Raw genomic sequence first — 17,121 nt, forward strand, 5'->3', positions numbered from 1 at the left:
AAATCTCATGAAAAAAGTAAAAATTGCTGCAGGTTTAGCGCACGTTGATTACGGTCACATGGCTGACATCGTAAAAGAAGTTTCAGATGCCGGCGCAGACTACATTCACTGTGATGCAGCAGATATGCATGACCTAAAAAACATGCAGCTAATGGGCGGCCACCAAATCGTTGAAGGTATTCGTCAATACACAGATAAGCCAATCGAAGTGCATGCTTACTTCAAAGATTGTGACCGCTTGTTTGTGGAAAAAATCGCAGCAGCAGGCGCAGATATGCTGATTCTTCCTGCGGAAAACTTCTTAGGTGCACCACTGGCATACATGATGAAGTACTGCCGCGACTACAACATGAAGTTTGGTCTAACGGTTGGCTGTTTCACACCAGTTTCTTTTGTTAAAGAAGCGATTTACTACCTTGACCGTCTACACATTGTTATCCATGGCGTAAACAACGATGAGTGGCTATGGCGTGAGTCGGCAATCGAAATGATTCGTGAAGCTCGTCAGCTTATCAATGAACGTAACCCTAACTGTGAGCTATGTGTTGATGGGGGTATCCGTAACCACAACCTAGAAGCGCTACTGAAAGAAGATATCGATGTGATGGTTGCGTCTACTAATATCTTCGGTCACGAAAAAGGCATCACAGCAGGTGTGCACGACTTCCGCGCTGCGCTAGACCAAGCTGAGAAAAATGTTGCTGCTGAAGCAGAAGTAGAACCGGCTTAATTAAGCGTTAAATGAATTTGGTGCTGGGCTGACAACCCCCTATATGCTCCGGTCTGGCACCATAACCAAGGATTTTATCATGACACAATTTCAACATTATCAACCGACTAAGCTGACATTCGGATCGGGTGAAATTCAACAAATTGGTCAATTGGTTGCGCAATATGGCAAGCGTTGCTTGGTGGTTTCAGAACTAATTTTTGACGCAGTTAAGCCTGCTTATGATCGCATTTTTGCTTTGCTGGCAAATGAAGGCATTACGGTTACTCACTTTGATGGCGTGGTACCTAACCCGCCGACAACAGTGGTTGAGCTAGGTCGCCAAGTCGCGCAAGCGGCAGAGTGTGATGTGGTGTTAGCGGTCGGTGGTGGCTCATCAATTGATACGGCGAAAATCATTGCCGCAACGATTAATGCAGAAGAGCTCAACTGGTCGCACTGGTTTGCAACTTACGATTCACCATTTGGTGACATCGCCAGCCTACCAGCACCTGTTGTGCCTTTGATTGCGGTACCGACGACCTCTGGTACTGGTTCTCAAGTAACGCAAGCGGCCGTTATTACTAACGTTGAACAGCACGCCAAGCTGACTTTATTCCATCCAGAGTTCTTTCCGCTTGAAGCAGTGATTGACCCAGAGTTGATGCTGACACTGCCACCAAGAATGACGGCAATGACAGGTTTTGACGCTTTCTCTCACGCGTTTGAATCATTCACTGGCACTCGACCATCACCATTTGTTGATCAACTTGCGCTGCAAGCAATGAAGCTGGTGGTGGATAACCTGCCAAAAGTCGTCGCAGATGGCTCGGATATCCAAGGTCGCTGTGAACTTGCTACCGCAGATACGCTAGGTGGCATTTCGCTGGCGAACGGCGGTGCTGGTGCGCCTCATCCACTGGGTGAAATCTTGGGTAGTCAGAAAACCAATTTGCCTCACGGCTTAACACTTGCGGTGGTTTACCCAGCGTATGTTCAGCTTCAGTGGCGCAAACAACCGGAGCGTTATGCTCAAGTTGCCGAACTGTTTGGTGCCGTGGGAAGCACTGAAGAGAAAGCGCAATCTTTAGCAGGACACTTAGTCACTTTCTTAAAAGAGATTGGCCTAGAATCAAACCTCACTCAGGTTGGGGTCAGTAAGCAAGATGTTGAAGCGTTAGAGCCCGCATTTTGCTTCGACTTACCACTGACCTCAGGCGAAGAGATGAAGTCAATTCTTCATGCAAGTTTAGTGTAAATAAAACAGGAGCTTAGAGCATGGAAGACAAGATCAGCGTAATAAAGCTAAACCTAACCAATGTGGAAAGAGAGGACATTGATTGTGCTCGCTTTAAAGCGCTGATATTTGACTTCGATGGTCTTTTAGTCGATACGGAAAGCTGTATGTTCAGAGCCTGGGAAGCTTTGATGAAGCCATACGGTGTAGACGTTTCGCCTCTCCAGGTTGCTGGACTAGTTGGGAGCTCAGCGCCAGCAACCGCCCTTTACCATCTCTATCGTCACCATTCAGGCTTAAACCATAGCGACACTCAAATCCGTGACCGAGTATTAGATCTCGCCTATCAAATGATCGAAACCTTGTCTGAGCGCGAAGGTGTTCGAGATTATCTCAATTTTGCCAAACGAAAGCGGCTTAAGCTTGCGTTGGCAACAAGTTCGGAGCGTGAACACTACCTGCCCATCTTACAGCGCTTGAATCTAGACCATTATTTTGACTGTTTTACCGGGGCGGAAGAGATTGAAGAAATACGCCGTAAACCTTGCCCTGATGTCTACCTAAGAAGCCTCGAAAAACTGGGAGTTTCTGCCCATCAAGCCATTGCCTTTGAAGATTCTCCACCCGGAATAACAGCGGCTCGAACGGCAGATATTTCTACGGTTGCGGTAACCAACCTATTAACCCGGCATCTGGATGTGTCTCACGCCAATGTGGTGTTGTCGTCTATGAGCCAGTTATCGCTAGCAAATTTAATTGAACGTTTGTCGAGATGAAACCATGAACAAATTAGAACAACTGAAAAAGTACACCACAGTTGTCGCCGATACCGGTGACATTGATGCTATTGCTACTTTCCAACCTCAAGATGCAACCACAAACCCTTCTTTGGTACTCAAAGCAGCGGAAATGCCACAGTACGACCACCTCATTGTTGATGCTATCGCATGGGCAAAACAGCAAAGTGATGACAAGACGCAGCAGTTAATTGATGCCAGCGACAAGCTTGCCGTCAACATTGGCGTAGAGATTTTAAAAACCGTTCCGGGCCGTATTTCTACAGAGGTAGACGCACGTCTATCGTTTGATAAAGAAGCTAGCCTAGTGAAAGCGCGCAAGCTGATTGCTATGTATCAAGAGTCAGGGATTGAGAAAGAACGCATCTTGATCAAACTGGCGTCGACATGGGAAGGCATTCGGGCGGCTGAAGTGTTAGAGCAAGAAGGCATCAACTGTAACCTGACTCTACTGTTTAACTTCGCGCAGGCAAAAGCGTGTGCAGAGGCGGGCGCTTACCTCATCTCACCTTTCGTCGGTCGTATCCTTGATTGGTACAAAACCAATACGGATAAGAAAGAGTACTTACCGTTCGAAGACCCAGGTGTGGTCTCGGTATCCAACATCTACAACTACTACAAAGATCATGGCTACAACACCGTGGTTATGGGCGCGAGTTTCCGTAACGCAGATGAAGTGCTAGCACTGGCAGGCTGTGACCGTTTAACCATTGGTCCTGCAATTCTTGATGAGCTAGCAGCGCAGCAAGGCGAGGTAGAGCCGACACTGTTTGCCGAGCGTGATGAAGTGAAAGCTGCGCCTCAAGCGATGACAGAAGCTGAGTTCCGCTGGAAAATGAACCAAGACCCAATGGCGACTGAAAAGCTGTCTGAAGGTATCCGTAATTTTGCAGTCGATCAGGGCAAGCTTGAAGCCATGATTGAAGCGCGTCTGTAAGGAGTTTGGCTATGATTACTCGTTCTAAACTCGCAGATACAATTCGCGTTCTTAGCATGGACGCTGTGCAAAAAGCGGGTTCAGGCCACCCGGGAGCACCGATGGGCATGGCTGACATAGCCGAAGTGCTTTGGCGTGATTTCCTAAAACATAACCCAACCGATCCAAGCTGGTCTGATCGCGACCGTTTTATTTTATCAAACGGCCATGGCTCTATGCTGATTTACAGCTTGCTGCATCTCACAGGTTACGACCTAACGATGGAAGATATCCAGTCATTCCGTCAGCTTCATTCAAAGACAGCGGGTCACCCTGAGTATGGCTATGCGCCGGGTATCGAAACCACGACAGGGCCGCTAGGTCAGGGCATTACCAATGGTGTTGGTATGGCGCTGGCTGAAAAAGTGTTGGGTGAGCAATTTAACCGCCCGGGTCACGATATTGTTGACCACTTTACCTACGTGTTTATGGGTGATGGCTGCATGATGGAAGGCATTTCTCATGAGGCGTGTTCATTAGCTGGCACACTCGGCCTAGGTAAGCTGGTTGCGTTCTGGGATGACAACGGCATTTCAATTGATGGTGAAGTTGAAGGTTGGTTCTCTGACGACACGCCAAAACGATTTGAAGCGTACGGTTGGCACGTTATCGCCGATGTGGATGGCCATAATGCCGAAGCGATCCGCAAGGCGATTCTAGAAGCGAAAGCAGAGACAGATAGACCGACATTGATCTGTTGTAAAACCATTATCGGCTTTGGTTCGCCAAACAAATCGGCAAGCCATGATTGCCACGGTGCACCGTTAGGCGAAGATGAAGTGGCATTAGTGCGCGAAAACTTAGGTTGGGATTACGCGCCGTTTGAGATTCCTGCGGATATCTACTCTGAGTGGGATGGTAAAGACGCGGGCAAAAATGCTCAAGCGCAATGGCAAAACCGCTTTGATGCCTATCAGCAAGCGTTCCCGGAACTCGCAGCAGAATATAAGCGCCGCGTAGAAGGTGAACTTCCTGAAAACTGGCAGCAAATCAGCGAAGATGTGATTGCTACGCTGCAAGCTAATCCTGCGACGATCGCAACGCGTAAAGCATCACAAAACGCGATTGAAGCGTTCGGTGCTCACTTACCGGAATTCTTAGGTGGTTCGGCAGATTTAACGCCATCAAACCTGACTAACTGGTCTGGTTCTAAAGCTATCTCTGCGCAAGATGCTTCAGGTAACTATCTAAGCTACGGCGTACGTGAGTTTGCTATGTCGGCGATGATGAATGGCATTGCCCTGCACGGCGGTTTTATCCCTTACGGCGGCACCTTCCTGATGTTTATGGAATACGCACGTAATGCACTGCGTATGGCAGCATTGATGAAGCAACGCAGCATATTTGTTTACACCCATGACTCCATCGGGTTAGGTGAAGATGGCCCAACGCACCAACCTGTCGAGCAAATTGCATCGCTACGTTTAACGCCAAACATGAGTATATGGCGTCCATGTGACCAAGTGGAAACCGCAGTGGCTTGGAAGTCAGCGGTTGAGCGCAAAGGTGGCCCAACATCACTGATTTTCTCTCGCCAAAACCTTGTTCAATTCGAACGCGATCAAGCAACGCTCAATGACGTCGCAAAAGGCGGCTATATTTTGTCGGACTGCGACGGTGAGCCAGAGCTAATCTTGATTGCCACAGGTTCTGAAGTGGCACTGGCAATGCAAGCGAAAGAACAGCTTGCTAACGTTCGCTGCCGCGTAGTCTCTATGCCATCGACAGACCTGTTTGAAGCACAAACGGCTGAGTATCGTGAGCAAGTTCTACCAGCATCGGTTAGCAAGCGTATTGCGATTGAAGCGGGTATTGCTGACTACTGGTTCAAATACACTGGTCTTAACGGCGATATCATCGGTATGACGACATTTGGTGAGTCTGCACCAGCAGAGCAGCTATTTGAAATGTACGGCTTTACGGTAGATAACGTAGTCGCGAAAGCACACGCGTTACTGGAGAAGTAATCATGAGTATGGCAAAGCGATTTATCGAAATGGATAGCTCAGATTGCCTGCGTACTAAGGCTGCGAAAGCGGCCTTAGACCAAGTACTGAGTGTGCTAAAGCCGTCTTCTGTGATTGGTATCGGCACTGGGGCAACGGTTGAGATATTTATTCAATTGCTCAAACAAAGCGGTGCCGAATTTTCTCATTGTGTATCGAGTTCCGAGCGCTCGAGTAAAGCGCTAGCTGCGGCAGGTCTCGCTGAGCAGCCTATCTCGAGTTGCGAACGAATAGATTTTTATGTCGATGGCATCGATGAAGGGCTAAGTAGCGGTGAAACCATCAAAGGTGGTGGTGCAGCTTTAGCACGTGAGAAGGTGCTAGCAACTCTGGCTATGAGCTTTATCACTATTGCCGATAGTGATCGCTTGAAACTTTCCTTAGGTGCTTTCCCTCTTCCTATCGAAGTTCTTCCTGCAGCAGAACTTGCCGTGACACGTGCCTTACAAAGCCTCGGGGGGATACCTGTGCGAAGAGAGGGATGCATTACCGACAATGGCAATATCATTCTCGATTGTGCTGGGCTGGATTTAAGCGAACCACAGTTACTAGAAACAGCCTTAAACAGCATTCCAGGCGTGGTAGAAAATGGCATTTTTTCTTGTAGAAAAGCGGACTGTATGGCTTTTTCTGATGACGATGGTGTGCATTGGTTAGCGAGTAATTGAGACCTAGCCAAGAACTCTAATTATCTCTTTATCAGTAACGAATAGATTAGGTTTAAAAGATGACGGAACGCAATTTTTCCACACAAATGCTAGGGTATTTTGATGGCTGTACTGATGAATTACTCAACGACTTATCTGGATTAATTGCCATTCCGTCAGTGCGTGATTTAAGCACTAAATCAGACAACGCGCCGTTTGGTCAGAGTATCAGAAAAGCCTTTGATTACTTGATTGACTGGGCGAATCGTGAAGGATTCGAAGTACGTGATCACCAAGGCTATGCGTTGGATATTAGCTACGGTGAAGGTGAAGAAGACATTGGCATTCTGCACCATGTTGATGTCGTGCCAGCAGGCGATGAAGCGACTTGGGTTACCCATCCATTCCAGCTTCACCAACAAGGAGACCTAGTATTCGGTCGCGGCGTAACGGATAACAAAGGGCCTCTTATGGCCTCGCTATATATCCTCAAGATGTTTAAGCAGCTCAACATACCAATGACACACAAAATTCGCGTGATTATTGGTGGCGCTGAAGAGACAACTTGGGAATGTGTAGAGCATTACTTTCGCCATCAGCCACAACCGGCTTTTGGCTTTTCTCCGGATGGCGACTTCCCAATCGTCAATGGAGAAAAAGGTATCTTGTATGCCGAGTTGCAAAAAGACTTCCCAACTTTAAGTGACTTAGGAGCTTGTCAGATATACCGAATCGAAAGTGAGCGAGATCGTACCTCAACGTGTCATCACCTTTCAGTTTGGTTTTCTGGGCAAGAGGCAGCAAGTGTGGCGCAACGTTTTAATAGCGTTGCTGAAGTAACTAAGCAGAAGGAACTGTATCGCGTTGTATTGACAACGCCGTGGGAGAAATCTCGCAACTCGCATCGCGTCCAAAATTGTATGGACAAATTTATGGCTGTGATGCGCCATGTTAAAGGGGTAGATGCGAACTCAAAAAGCTTAATCGACCTGTTGGAGTCATGCTTTGCAGGCTCAATCGATGGAGCGAAATTAGGGCTAGCACATATGGACGTTGAGATGGGAGGTACCAGTTGCTGCGTCTCTTCAATCAACCTTGATGAACATGGATATAACTTGGATTTTGATTTTCGGTTTCCTAAAGGACTGACCATCGAAGAGACTCGTACCCGACTCCAACACTTATCCCAAAAGTATGGAGTGAGTTTCACCGAGCAGCAGTACTTACCTCTATCTTACCTCTCACCCGAAAGTGACCTTATCCAAGCGATGGGAAAAGCGTATTCCGAAGTTACGGGAATGGAAGCTCAGTGCTTTAGCAAAGGTGCAGCATCGTATGCACGTGCGCTAAACAACGGTGTGGCATTCGGACCTACTTTTCCAGGTGATGTGACGAAAGTGCATGAGCCCAACGAACAGCTCAGCCTCGAGTCATTGAGAAAAGCAATAACAATATACGTGAAAGTTCTCATATCACTTCAGGAGTAAATTATGAGAGATAAGGTTCAAGCACTTGCTGGCGGCATGATGGTGTCGATCATCGTGTTAGTCATTGCAGGTATTTACATTGGTATTGGTGCAGGCGTTGTAAACCAAATGTCGGCTCAAGACTCTGTTATCTATGCATTCTTCAAACTGATGTTGGATCTCGGTTTGATGGTAATGCGTAACCTACCACCATTCTTTGCCATTGGTTTGGCGTTCGCACTTTCTAAATCTGAGAAAGGGTGGGCAGCCTTCACTGGTTTTACTATGTTTATGTGTTTCAACGTTGCGGTCGGTTCGATTGCCATGTTTAATGGCTGGACAGCAGAAACCACTAGCGTGGATTACCTAGTCAACACTCTGGGTTACGATATCGTTGCTGCACAAAACTTCAACTCACTGTGGGGTGAAAACCTAGGTGTATTTTCCTATAACATGGGAATCTTCAGTGGTATTGTTGTCGGCTGTCTGACTGCATGGCTACACAACCGCTTCTATAAATTTGAAATGCCCTCGATGCTCAGCTTCTTCTCAGGCCCACGAGCAGTTGTGATTTTTTCTTACATGGCGATCATGCCTATTGGTTTGATTACTTATTACGCATGGCCACCAATTGCTGGCGGTCTACAGTCTATTACGACGCTAATCACTAGCTCTGGCATTTTTGGTTCGTTCCTATACGGTGTATTTGATAAAGGCTTACTGCCATTCGGCCTTCACCATCTTATTGCGTTCCCTATCGAGTACACGCGTGTCGGTGGCGTGATGGAAATTGATGGTGTGATTTACGAAGGTGTTCGTAACATCATGAACGGTCAAATGAGCTCACCTGATGCAACGGGTTACATCACCCATAACTTCACTAGTGGACGTATTCCAATACAGATCGGTGGTCTAACAGGCGCTGCGTATGCAATGTACGTGACTGCGAAAACAGAAAACCGTAAGAAAGTTGCAGCGCTAATGGTTCCTGCTGTGTTTACTGCAGCGGTGATCGGTATCACAGAGCCTCTAGAGTACACCTTCTTATTCGTTCAGCCATTCCTGTTCTTTGCAGTGCACGTGCCACTAAATGGTCTTGCGTATGTGATTACTGAAATGATGGGCGTGTCTATTCACGGTAACCAGTTACTATTCATGGTGCCAAACCTGCTACAACCTGAGAAGGTACACGCATGGGCGTTGCTATGGATCATCCCACTTTACTTCGTGATTTACTTCTACACCTTTAAGTTCTTCATCTTGAAGTTCGACTCGAAAACTCCGGGTCGTGAGGATGCTGAAGAAGGTGAAATTGCGCTGTACAGCAAACACGATTTCAAGAAGAAGCAGCAACAAAACACGGCTGGTCTACCTGTTGAGATCATCAAAGCTCTAGGTGGCGCGGATAACATTGATAACGTATCTAACTGTGCGACTCGTCTACGTGTATCTCTGCATGATGACACACTTACCGCCAGTGACGACTTCTGGAAGAAAGAGTTGAATGCTATCGGCGTGGTGCGTATGCCTAAGGGTATCCAAGTCATCTATGGTGCAAACGTGATCACTATTGCCTCGGGTATCAAAGAAGCCCTAGGCGTGGACTCGTAACGCCTTCCCACAAATAAAAAATCACCAATAACAACAAACTCCTCCTGTGGCCAAAAGGTCACAGGCAGGATTCCTTGTGCCCAAAATATGGAAATAAAATAATGAAAACCATAACTAAATGTACCTTAAGCTTGCTGGCGTTATCGATTTCTGGCGTGTTACACGCGAGTGACACGGCGACTTCAACTTGGCCTGAGCGCAACCCAATCGTGTTCTGGGGTGACCGCGCTAACGAAGATTGGAGCTATGTCGATAATCTTGATGAAAGCCAAAAGAGCTTCTCTGAAAAGCTAAAACGCCTTGATATTACCGATGATGGAGATTGGAAAGTCTCTTTCGCTGGTAACGTAAAAGTGGCTCTCGATAACCGCTGGAATCATATGTATGACCCAGATATTCGCAAGCATAATGAACTGCGCTCACGCCTACAGCTTTCTACTGATGTGACTTACCAAGATTGGATGCGAGTATTTGGTGAAATTCGTACTAATTACACCAACCTAGATGCGCCAGGTCCTATTGATGATGCTGGTACGGATTTCCACCAACTTTTCACCGAGTTCAAACTATTGGATGACGGCGAGCAATATTTAAGTACACGGCTTGGCCGCCAAGAGATCTATCTGAATGAGTGGCAGATGATGAACCGTGAACCAACCCCAGTGCAATCTAGCTGGAACGCGGTCAGCGCTAAATACAGTGTCAGCGGTATCAACTTTGATGCTTACTACGGTGAAGAAGTCTTCCCGTTGTTTGACGATGGCAGCTTTAGTGGCAACTGGGATGACAAAACCAACGGCAATAAGTCGACAGGTCTATTTGCTAACTGGCGTACCGACTTTGGCGCGATGCAAGCTTACGTGATGAGTAATAAACTGACCAACTCAAGTTTTGTAAACGCGCCTGATGGTGATGTCGATATTCAAGTGCTTGGTCTTCATGCTCATGATTTTGTGAGTGAAGGCTTTGGTTACATGATCGATGGTGTTTACCAGTTTGGTGATCATGCAGGTAAAGATATTTCAGCGTACATGGCTTATGCCGACCTGAACTATAACTGGAAAGCGGATTGGAACTACCGAGTGGGTATGAACCTGCACTACGCATCGGGCTCTGACGCTGACAGTGACAAGGTCAATACTTTCAACCCATTATGGACAGGTGACCCACTGGGATTTGCGCATGATGGAGCTTACGGGAACGCCATGCAAGTTGGTGGCTACTCTGTGATTGAGTATGCACCTAAGCAGATAATCATTACCGGTTTCATGTCAACCTGGCGTGCTAATACCGATGATGCGATCTACACTCTTAACCAGGATGTGTTATTTGGTGAAGATTCCGATGAGAAATACGCATACACCCAGTTCTACCTGCAGTTCCACAACTACATTACTGGCAACCTAAAAACAGAAGTGAATACATACTATGCGCTGGCGAGTGACTACACAGATGATGTTGTTGGCCCGAATAGTAAAGATATTACGCGATTTGAATTGGCACTAATCTACAACTTCTAATATTATTTTTACAATTTTTTATGAAGCCAGGCTAATTACTAATAAAGGTCTAATGATATTACAGAAATATGGCTAAATCTTTTTTAAATATACCAATTGATTTTCAGTCACCATAAGGGCACGACATAGTCGATTGGTCTTTTTCCCTCTATATTCTTCGGTAAGGACAACTTAAAACTCAGTGCTGAGTATAGAGTAATGAGAGGGGGCGTCTTAAATACTTTGACGATGTATTTTTAAGTCAGTAACTTTTGTTGCTGACTTATTTTGTGCACAATATTTAGCGTTTTAGTTAAGGCTCAGTGTGGCTTCATATTATATATTATTGACTCATCCACGAGCTTTGTCAGCGTCCTAATATTTAATTCACTCGTTCTGCAGTCAGCTTAAGTTTACATTGCCTTGCTAGCTTCCCTTTGGTGAAGATATAAAGGTATTGTAAATTAATAATTTTATTTTGAAAGGTTGGTATTTTTAGGGTAAATGTGCTTTGCTTTTGATCTTAAAGAACGGAGTAAAACAATAAATATTGTGTATTTATAGCTATATCTATGAAGTAAGGGTGTAAATTGGACTTAATTGTACAGCTGATTGAAAAGAATCAGCTTCATCTTATGGCGCTGCAATGCGCTCGCCAGCTAAACCTGCCGCAATGCTACTTGGCAGCGGGGTTTGTCCGCAATCTGGTTTGGGATCACCTGCATGACTATAGCGAGCCTACACCGCTCAATGATGTCGATGTGGTGTATTTCGACCCCGATGAAGACGATCCCAATCAATATCTGTTTTATGAGCGTCAACTGACGCAGATGCTGCCGGATTGCCACTGGCAGGTGCGCAACCAAGCACGGATGCATCTGCGCAATGGCGACACCCCGTATTCCAGTACATTGGATGCGATGAGTTATTGGCCTGAAAAAGAGACGGCGGTAGGCGTTCGGCTTACCGGCGAGGGGGAGTATGAATGCATCGCGGCTTTTGGTTTTGAATCATTGTTTGAGTTGCAGCTTACCCCCAACCCCAAACGTCCGTATTCGCTTTTTACCGAACGGCTGAACGGCAAGAACTGGCTTGAACATTGGCCTAAACTGCAGGTGATCTAGGGGCTTGATCTAGCTCTTGTTCAAGGAACAGACAAAAAATCCCCTCAGCTGGCAACAGCAGTGAGGGGTTCCGAATCTAGTTAGGCGGTTAGCACAACTTTGCCGACAGCTTGCTTGGACTCCAAACGCTGGTGGCCCTGGGCAACGTCCCAAATACTGTACTGGCTGTCGTCAACCAGAGGTTTAATCTGTCCATCGTCGACCAGTTTGGCAATGTGGGCCAGGATTTCACCGTGCGCCTTGCGGTTGATGCCATAGACCAGAGGGATCGGCATCAACACACTGTGGAAGCTCAATCCTTTCAGGGCGACCTGCAGCGGATCGCTGATTGGCAGGATGGTCGCGACCTTGCCGTTGTAGCGGGCTGCCTTGAAACTGTTCTGGATGTGGTCGCCGGCAATGGTGTCGAAGACGGCATCGAAGCCCAATCCGCCTGTGAGCTGCTCGGTGTAGGCTTCGACCGATTGCTGTTCGGCATTGATCACATGGTCGGCCCCCAATGTGCTGGCTGTGTCGAGGTTTTTCGCCAGTGAGGTGGTGGCGACGGTTGCCCCCAGCACTTTAGCCAGCTGCACCGCAACATGGCCGACACCGCCGGTTGCGCCGTGGATCAGTACATTGTCACCGGGTTTGATCATCATCTTGCTGACGAGTGCTTCCCAGGCGGTGATTGACACCAGTGGTAGTGCGGCCGCCTCGCGCATCGACAGCGTTTCGGGTTTGTGGGCCATCAAATCGGCATCGACCAGCATGTACTCGGCAAGTGCCCCGTTGGTGCCTGCGATACCGCCGGCGCAGCCATAGACTTCCTCGCCGACCTTGAACTGCTCAACGCCCTCGCCCACTTCGACGATGACCCCGGCGACATCACCGTGCAGGATCTCCGGTAGGTTGGCTGACCATGGCGTCTCCGTCGAGCGAAGCATGGTATCAAGCGGATTGACACTGGTTGCCTTTACCTCGACCACCAAATGGCCTGCTTTTGCCTTGGGCCTATCACGCTCGACCTGTCGGAATACATTGGCATCGCCCAGTGAATCAATAATCATCGCTTTCATTGTTTAACCCTCGTTTGTTGAAGCGGGGCCAGTCTATTGATTGCGTTAACTGCAATCCATGCATTAAAAGACAAGTATATTTTGTCTTTTATGCAAAATATGCTTAGGTAGAATACTGCTCCGTGATTGGAGGTAAAGATGATCAAACGACTGCAATATTTTAATGCCGTGGTGGAAACCGGCAGTATTTCTGAAACCAGCCGGGTGTTTGATGTCCAGCCTTCTTCGGTTTCCCGCCAATTGGCGGCGCTGGAGGAGGAACTTGGGGTTCGGCTGATTAACCGCAATACCCGAACGGTATCGCTCACCGAAGCCGGGCAGACCTTTTACAGTTATTCTCAGCATATTGTTGCCAGTCTCGATGAAGCGCGCAGGACCATCAATGATCTGCAGGATATCCCGAAGGGCAAGCTGGTGGTCAGTGCCACGGTGGGGTATGGCGAAGTGGTCCTTCTGCCATTGATCAACGAGTTCCGTCGGCGCTATCCCGAGGTGGATATCCGCATCGAGTTGAGCGAGCGGGTGAAAGATCTCATTGAAGACAATATTGATGTGGCGATCCGAAGCGGGGAGCTGGCAGACTCTTCGCTGGTCGCCAGGAAGCTGCAGAACAATGATTTTATTCTCTGTGCCAGCCCCGAGTACCTCGAGCTGGCACCAGAACTGAACTGTCCGCAGGATTTAACGGAGCACCACTGTATTCGATACGGCTATGCCGGATGGCAGCATTGGTATTTGATCGGCGAAGAGCTGGAGAAGTTGTCTATTGGCGGTGGGCTAGAGGTCAATACGGTTAACGGTCAGAAACAACTGTTGCTCAGCCATTGCGGGATTGCGCTCATTCCCCTTTGGGCTGTTGCCAGCGAGCTGGCAGATGGCCGCTTGCAACAGGTGCTGGCGGAATATCGCTTCAGTCCGCAGGCGACGCCAACGGCGACCTATGCTATCTATCTCAAGCGGGAGATGGTTTCACCCAAGGTGCGGGTGTTCATTGATTATCTGGTCGAAAAGATACACGGCAACAAACAGGAGCTTTGAGCTCAGTGGCATTGGCTATACTCAGAAGGCATCATGAACACAACTGTTGAGGGTGATGAACCTATGGCTGCAGATTTTGACTCCATGCTCCCTGAGCTGAAAGAATTTACGATTCCGGATACGCCGTTCAAAGTCGTTGATCCGACCGGGTTGCCAGATGACACCCGCAAAGCATTTGATGATTTTCTGGCGGGCTCGACCTTGCCTCAAGCATTTTGTGCCTATAGCCACGATTACTCGCAGTTTTGCAAAATGGTCAGAAATGGCGATATCAATATTGGCTAGCAACTGTGCCACGGGACGGGGTAAGAAAAAGGCCGCGGGTGCGGCCTTTTTGTTTGGTGTTAATCTATGTCTATGGCTTATAGAGAAAATGTCACGCCGATGGTTCGGCCCGGTTCAACGATGATGTTGTTGATCGAGTCGTAGATTTCAAAGCCTGACCCATTCGCTTCTTCCGTGTCGTGCTGGGCGGTACAGGTATAGCCGACGGCATACTCTCCGGCATACACATCACTGAAGCTGAATTGTGCCTGCATACCCGATGGGTCTTCAACCAGAGGAACTGCAACTGCAGCCAACTCTACTGGGCGGCGTTCGCCTTCATTACCGATTCTCGGATCGTGGAAGCCTAGCATCTGGCTTTGCTCGGTAGCGCCTCGATACAGGTAAACCGCGTCCACAGCATCTAAGTTGTTGTCGTGACATACGCTTTGGATGGTGTCGATGTCAATGGTACCGCGGATATGGCCTAGTCGCGGGGCGATATCATCGACATGGACGATTTCGAAATCTTTGTTGCCGAGGAAGCGCCAGTCATGGTTTTTATTGTACTGAAGGGTTTCTTCCAAGTTAAACCAGAATGCCAGGTTGTTGTAGCCTTTTTGTACCGTAAACGGCTGGCTGACCAGACGGCCGGTTGGGCGGGCATTTTGCGGCGGCTTGGCACCGGCACACGAACCCTGGCTTGGTGTGGTTAGGTAAAGATAGCTACCGTCGATATCACGGACGTGTGAGTCATAGTCAACTTCTACCTGCGTACCACTTTCGTATTTACCATTGATATACAGGCACATCTCATAGTCGCCCGGCGATAGCTTCAAGTCTTGGAAAAGCGGGTAGGCATTGTCACCGTTGGCATTCATGACATCGATCATACGAAGCTCATTGGCTTCTTGCTCAAAGGTGATGTGGTACGCCTCGCACTCCCCGGTCTGATCGCAGGTTGCGTCGTCACCACCGCCGTTGCCGTTGACTTTTTTCAGGTAGACATAATTGAAGGCGATGACGGCTTCGTCAATGTCATCGAGACATTTGCCGTGATTGCAGTTTGTACTGCTGTAATCACTTGTCTCAATAAGGCTTTTGCTGGCGCTTGCCGGGGAGCTGAGCTGATTGATCACGCCAAAGTTCAAGGTGGCGTCTGTTGGCCCCGGTACGTTTCCGCCATTGTCATTATTGTCGGAGCCACAGCCAACAAGGATGCTGCTCAGTACCAAAGGTAGGAGTAACTTATTGCTTTTCATGATAAAACCTGCCATCTGCGTTTTTGCGCAAGATACAAAAATCTGGTGACAGTAATGTCATCAGATTGTCAGGCGTAGTCGTTCTTGTGAGTGGAATAACACAGATAACGAAAAGCGGCATGATTCATGCTATATCCCTGCAGTGTGTCTCTCCATGCTCGGTAAAGGAAAACACCATGAAACTTTCCAGTGTTGATATGCCTGCGGTGCACGAGCTCCAAGCCCTGGGCTATACCAAGTCGGAGTGTTTGGTCATCATTGAGCGAGAAATTTACCGCCTGACCGCGACGGACCGGATAATGATTGATTCCATGTGCGGCAGCCAGCACTTCAAAAAACAAGAGGCGGTTGATAAAGTCCGCAGCATTAAACGTACGAGGTTCTTCCAATATATCCAGCGCTTTGTTTTTCGCTGAAGGCTGAGCATTCGCTTTTCTCAGCCCTGCTTTGCCTCCCAAATTGCTTCTCATTGTGCGACAGCGATTTCCTCTATAAACCGAGAGGTAGTTGGCCAACAGTGACTATACTCTCAACACGTTTGATTCGAGAGGTAGAGGTATGTCATGACTTTCCTGATTTCCTGGCAGCTTTATCAAGGGCGGTTGCATCCTGTGCTTGCGCACTTTTCCAAACTGACAGAAGAGCAAGACAAGGCACTGATGGGGCCGGATATCAAGTTGGTTGGCCGCTGGCATGACTTGGTCAGTGGCACGGGCGTGTGTATCGTAGAATCTGACAGTATCGAGGCCGTGACCGCCTATGCTTTGAAGTGGAACAGTGAAATGGAGATCACGGTGCAGCCTGTGGTTGATGACGCTATGGCCCGAGAAATGGGCGAAAGGCTTTCGTTGTAGTCTTTAACTAAGAACAAAGCCTGATATAAACCGCGCCTTCCTCATTCCGCTTTAGGTGATGTGATGACTTGGTGGAAAGAGGGAGGCTGAAGGATGGCCCGGAGTGCTGTTCTTTCTTGTATTGCAGAATCTTCTCCTGAAGCGCTTACCTTGCAGCATTCTCGAAATTTCCCCCTATACATCCTCACAATGACTTTAGAATCTAGAACCTAAAGTCATCCCTTGAGCAGAAAACCATGGTCGTTTAGATTACGTATTGTGGTAAAAGCGTTTTGTTGGAGGCTCCCCATGAATCGGGTACACCCTAAATCCCTTTATGGAAGCAAATGGACCAAAGTGGAAGTCGAAGGGCGAGAGAAGCATTTCATGGTGATCGATGTGGAATATGATGACAACCAAAAAGTCGTCTACTGTCTAATTCAAGCGGTGATCAATCATCGAATGTTTGAGCTTGATTGGCGTGAGCTCAAAGATAGCAGCCGCTGGATAATGGGCTGGAAGTAATTCTCATCGTCAGGATTAAACATCTGAATTGTCGCTCTGTGAGATTGGTTATATAACGCGCATTCTTTT

General features: G+C 47.9%; 17 protein-coding genes. 15 read left to right on the forward strand and 2 right to left on the reverse strand.

Annotated features, from left to right (window positions below; translation table 11 throughout):
- The first annotated feature begins 7 nt into the window (after positions 1-7).
- From PTW35_RS18260 to PTW35_RS18305, 10 genes are all read left to right on the forward strand, one after another.
- Entirely contained in the window at positions 8-730 is a 723-nt protein-coding gene (locus PTW35_RS18260) for a pentose-5-phosphate 3-epimerase (protein WP_053439523.1), read from the forward strand.
- 79 nt (positions 731-809) lie between these two features.
- Positions 810-1,967, forward strand: a complete 1,158-nt coding sequence (locus PTW35_RS18265; protein WP_281028395.1) for an iron-containing alcohol dehydrogenase — start codon at positions 810-812, stop codon at positions 1,965-1,967.
- A gap of 20 nt (positions 1,968-1,987) precedes the next feature.
- Positions 1,988-2,722, forward strand: coding sequence for an HAD family phosphatase (locus PTW35_RS18270; RefSeq protein WP_281028396.1), 735 nt, complete (start codon positions 1,988-1,990; stop codon positions 2,720-2,722).
- A 4-nt stretch (positions 2,723-2,726) separates the two neighbouring features.
- Positions 2,727-3,680, forward strand: a complete 954-nt coding sequence (gene tal / locus PTW35_RS18275) for a transaldolase (protein WP_281028397.1) — start codon at positions 2,727-2,729, stop codon at positions 3,678-3,680.
- 11 nt (positions 3,681-3,691) lie between these two features.
- A complete protein-coding gene (gene tkt, locus PTW35_RS18280) occupies positions 3,692-5,686 on the forward strand; it encodes a transketolase (RefSeq protein ID WP_281028398.1) in 1,995 nt (664 codons plus the stop codon).
- Positions 5,687-5,688: 2 nt separating this feature from the next.
- Positions 5,689-6,393: a ribose-5-phosphate isomerase RpiA gene (rpiA, locus tag PTW35_RS18285; protein ID WP_281028399.1), complete on the forward strand. Its 705-nt coding sequence runs from the start codon at positions 5,689-5,691 to the stop codon at positions 6,391-6,393.
- Positions 6,394-6,452: 59 nt separating this feature from the next.
- Positions 6,453-7,859 carry a Sapep family Mn(2+)-dependent dipeptidase gene (locus tag PTW35_RS18290; RefSeq protein ID WP_281028400.1) on the forward strand — a complete coding sequence of 469 codons (1,407 nt, stop codon included), beginning with the start codon at positions 6,453-6,455 and terminating at the stop codon, positions 7,857-7,859.
- A 3-nt stretch (positions 7,860-7,862) separates the two neighbouring features.
- Entirely contained in the window at positions 7,863-9,449 is a 1,587-nt protein-coding gene (locus PTW35_RS18295) for a PTS transporter subunit EIIC (protein ID WP_281028401.1), read from the forward strand.
- Between the two features lie 101 nt (positions 9,450-9,550).
- Positions 9,551-10,969, forward strand: coding sequence for an alginate export family protein (locus PTW35_RS18300; RefSeq protein WP_281028402.1), 1,419 nt, complete (start codon positions 9,551-9,553; stop codon positions 10,967-10,969).
- Positions 10,970-11,538: 569 nt separating this feature from the next.
- Positions 11,539-12,072, forward strand: a complete 534-nt coding sequence (locus PTW35_RS18305) for a nucleotidyltransferase family protein (protein ID WP_281028403.1) — start codon at positions 11,539-11,541, stop codon at positions 12,070-12,072.
- A gap of 80 nt (positions 12,073-12,152) precedes the next feature.
- Here PTW35_RS18305 and PTW35_RS18310 read toward each other — a convergent pair whose 3' ends face one another.
- The gene (locus PTW35_RS18310) at positions 12,153-13,130 is read right to left on the reverse strand and encodes a zinc-dependent alcohol dehydrogenase family protein (protein WP_281028404.1); all 978 of its coding nucleotides are present in this window, start codon (positions 13,128-13,130) and stop codon (positions 12,153-12,155) included.
- A 138-nt stretch (positions 13,131-13,268) separates the two neighbouring features.
- Between PTW35_RS18310 and PTW35_RS18315 the strand changes: the two genes are divergently transcribed.
- Both PTW35_RS18315 and PTW35_RS18320 read left to right on the forward strand, forming a co-directional pair.
- Positions 13,269-14,168 (forward strand): LysR family transcriptional regulator, encoded by a 900-nt coding sequence (locus tag PTW35_RS18315; RefSeq protein ID WP_281028405.1) that lies wholly within the window; start codon positions 13,269-13,271, stop codon positions 14,166-14,168.
- A gap of 33 nt (positions 14,169-14,201) precedes the next feature.
- Positions 14,202-14,453 carry a hypothetical protein gene (locus PTW35_RS18320; RefSeq protein WP_231580610.1) on the forward strand — a complete coding sequence of 84 codons (252 nt, stop codon included), beginning with the start codon at positions 14,202-14,204 and terminating at the stop codon, positions 14,451-14,453.
- A gap of 77 nt (positions 14,454-14,530) precedes the next feature.
- Here PTW35_RS18320 and PTW35_RS18325 read toward each other — a convergent pair whose 3' ends face one another.
- Positions 14,531-15,694 carry a DUF4382 domain-containing protein gene (locus PTW35_RS18325; protein ID WP_281028406.1) on the reverse strand — a complete coding sequence of 388 codons (1,164 nt, stop codon included), beginning with the start codon at positions 15,692-15,694 and terminating at the stop codon, positions 14,531-14,533.
- Positions 15,695-15,870: 176 nt separating this feature from the next.
- Between PTW35_RS18325 and PTW35_RS18330 the strand changes: the two genes are divergently transcribed.
- From PTW35_RS18330 to PTW35_RS18340, 3 genes are all read left to right on the forward strand, one after another.
- Positions 15,871-16,110: a hypothetical protein gene (locus tag PTW35_RS18330; protein ID WP_281028407.1), complete on the forward strand. Its 240-nt coding sequence runs from the start codon at positions 15,871-15,873 to the stop codon at positions 16,108-16,110.
- Between the two features lie 147 nt (positions 16,111-16,257).
- The gene (locus PTW35_RS18335; protein WP_044620563.1) at positions 16,258-16,548 is read left to right on the forward strand and encodes a DUF3303 family protein; all 291 of its coding nucleotides are present in this window, start codon (positions 16,258-16,260) and stop codon (positions 16,546-16,548) included.
- A 288-nt stretch (positions 16,549-16,836) separates the two neighbouring features.
- Positions 16,837-17,052 (forward strand): TIGR02450 family Trp-rich protein, encoded by a 216-nt coding sequence (locus PTW35_RS18340; protein ID WP_044620564.1) that lies wholly within the window; start codon positions 16,837-16,839, stop codon positions 17,050-17,052.
- The last annotated feature ends 69 nt before the right edge of the window (positions 17,053-17,121 follow it).

It is taken from the genome of Photobacterium sp. DA100 (assembly GCF_029223585.1).
Taxonomy (GTDB): domain Bacteria; phylum Pseudomonadota; class Gammaproteobacteria; order Enterobacterales; family Vibrionaceae; genus Photobacterium.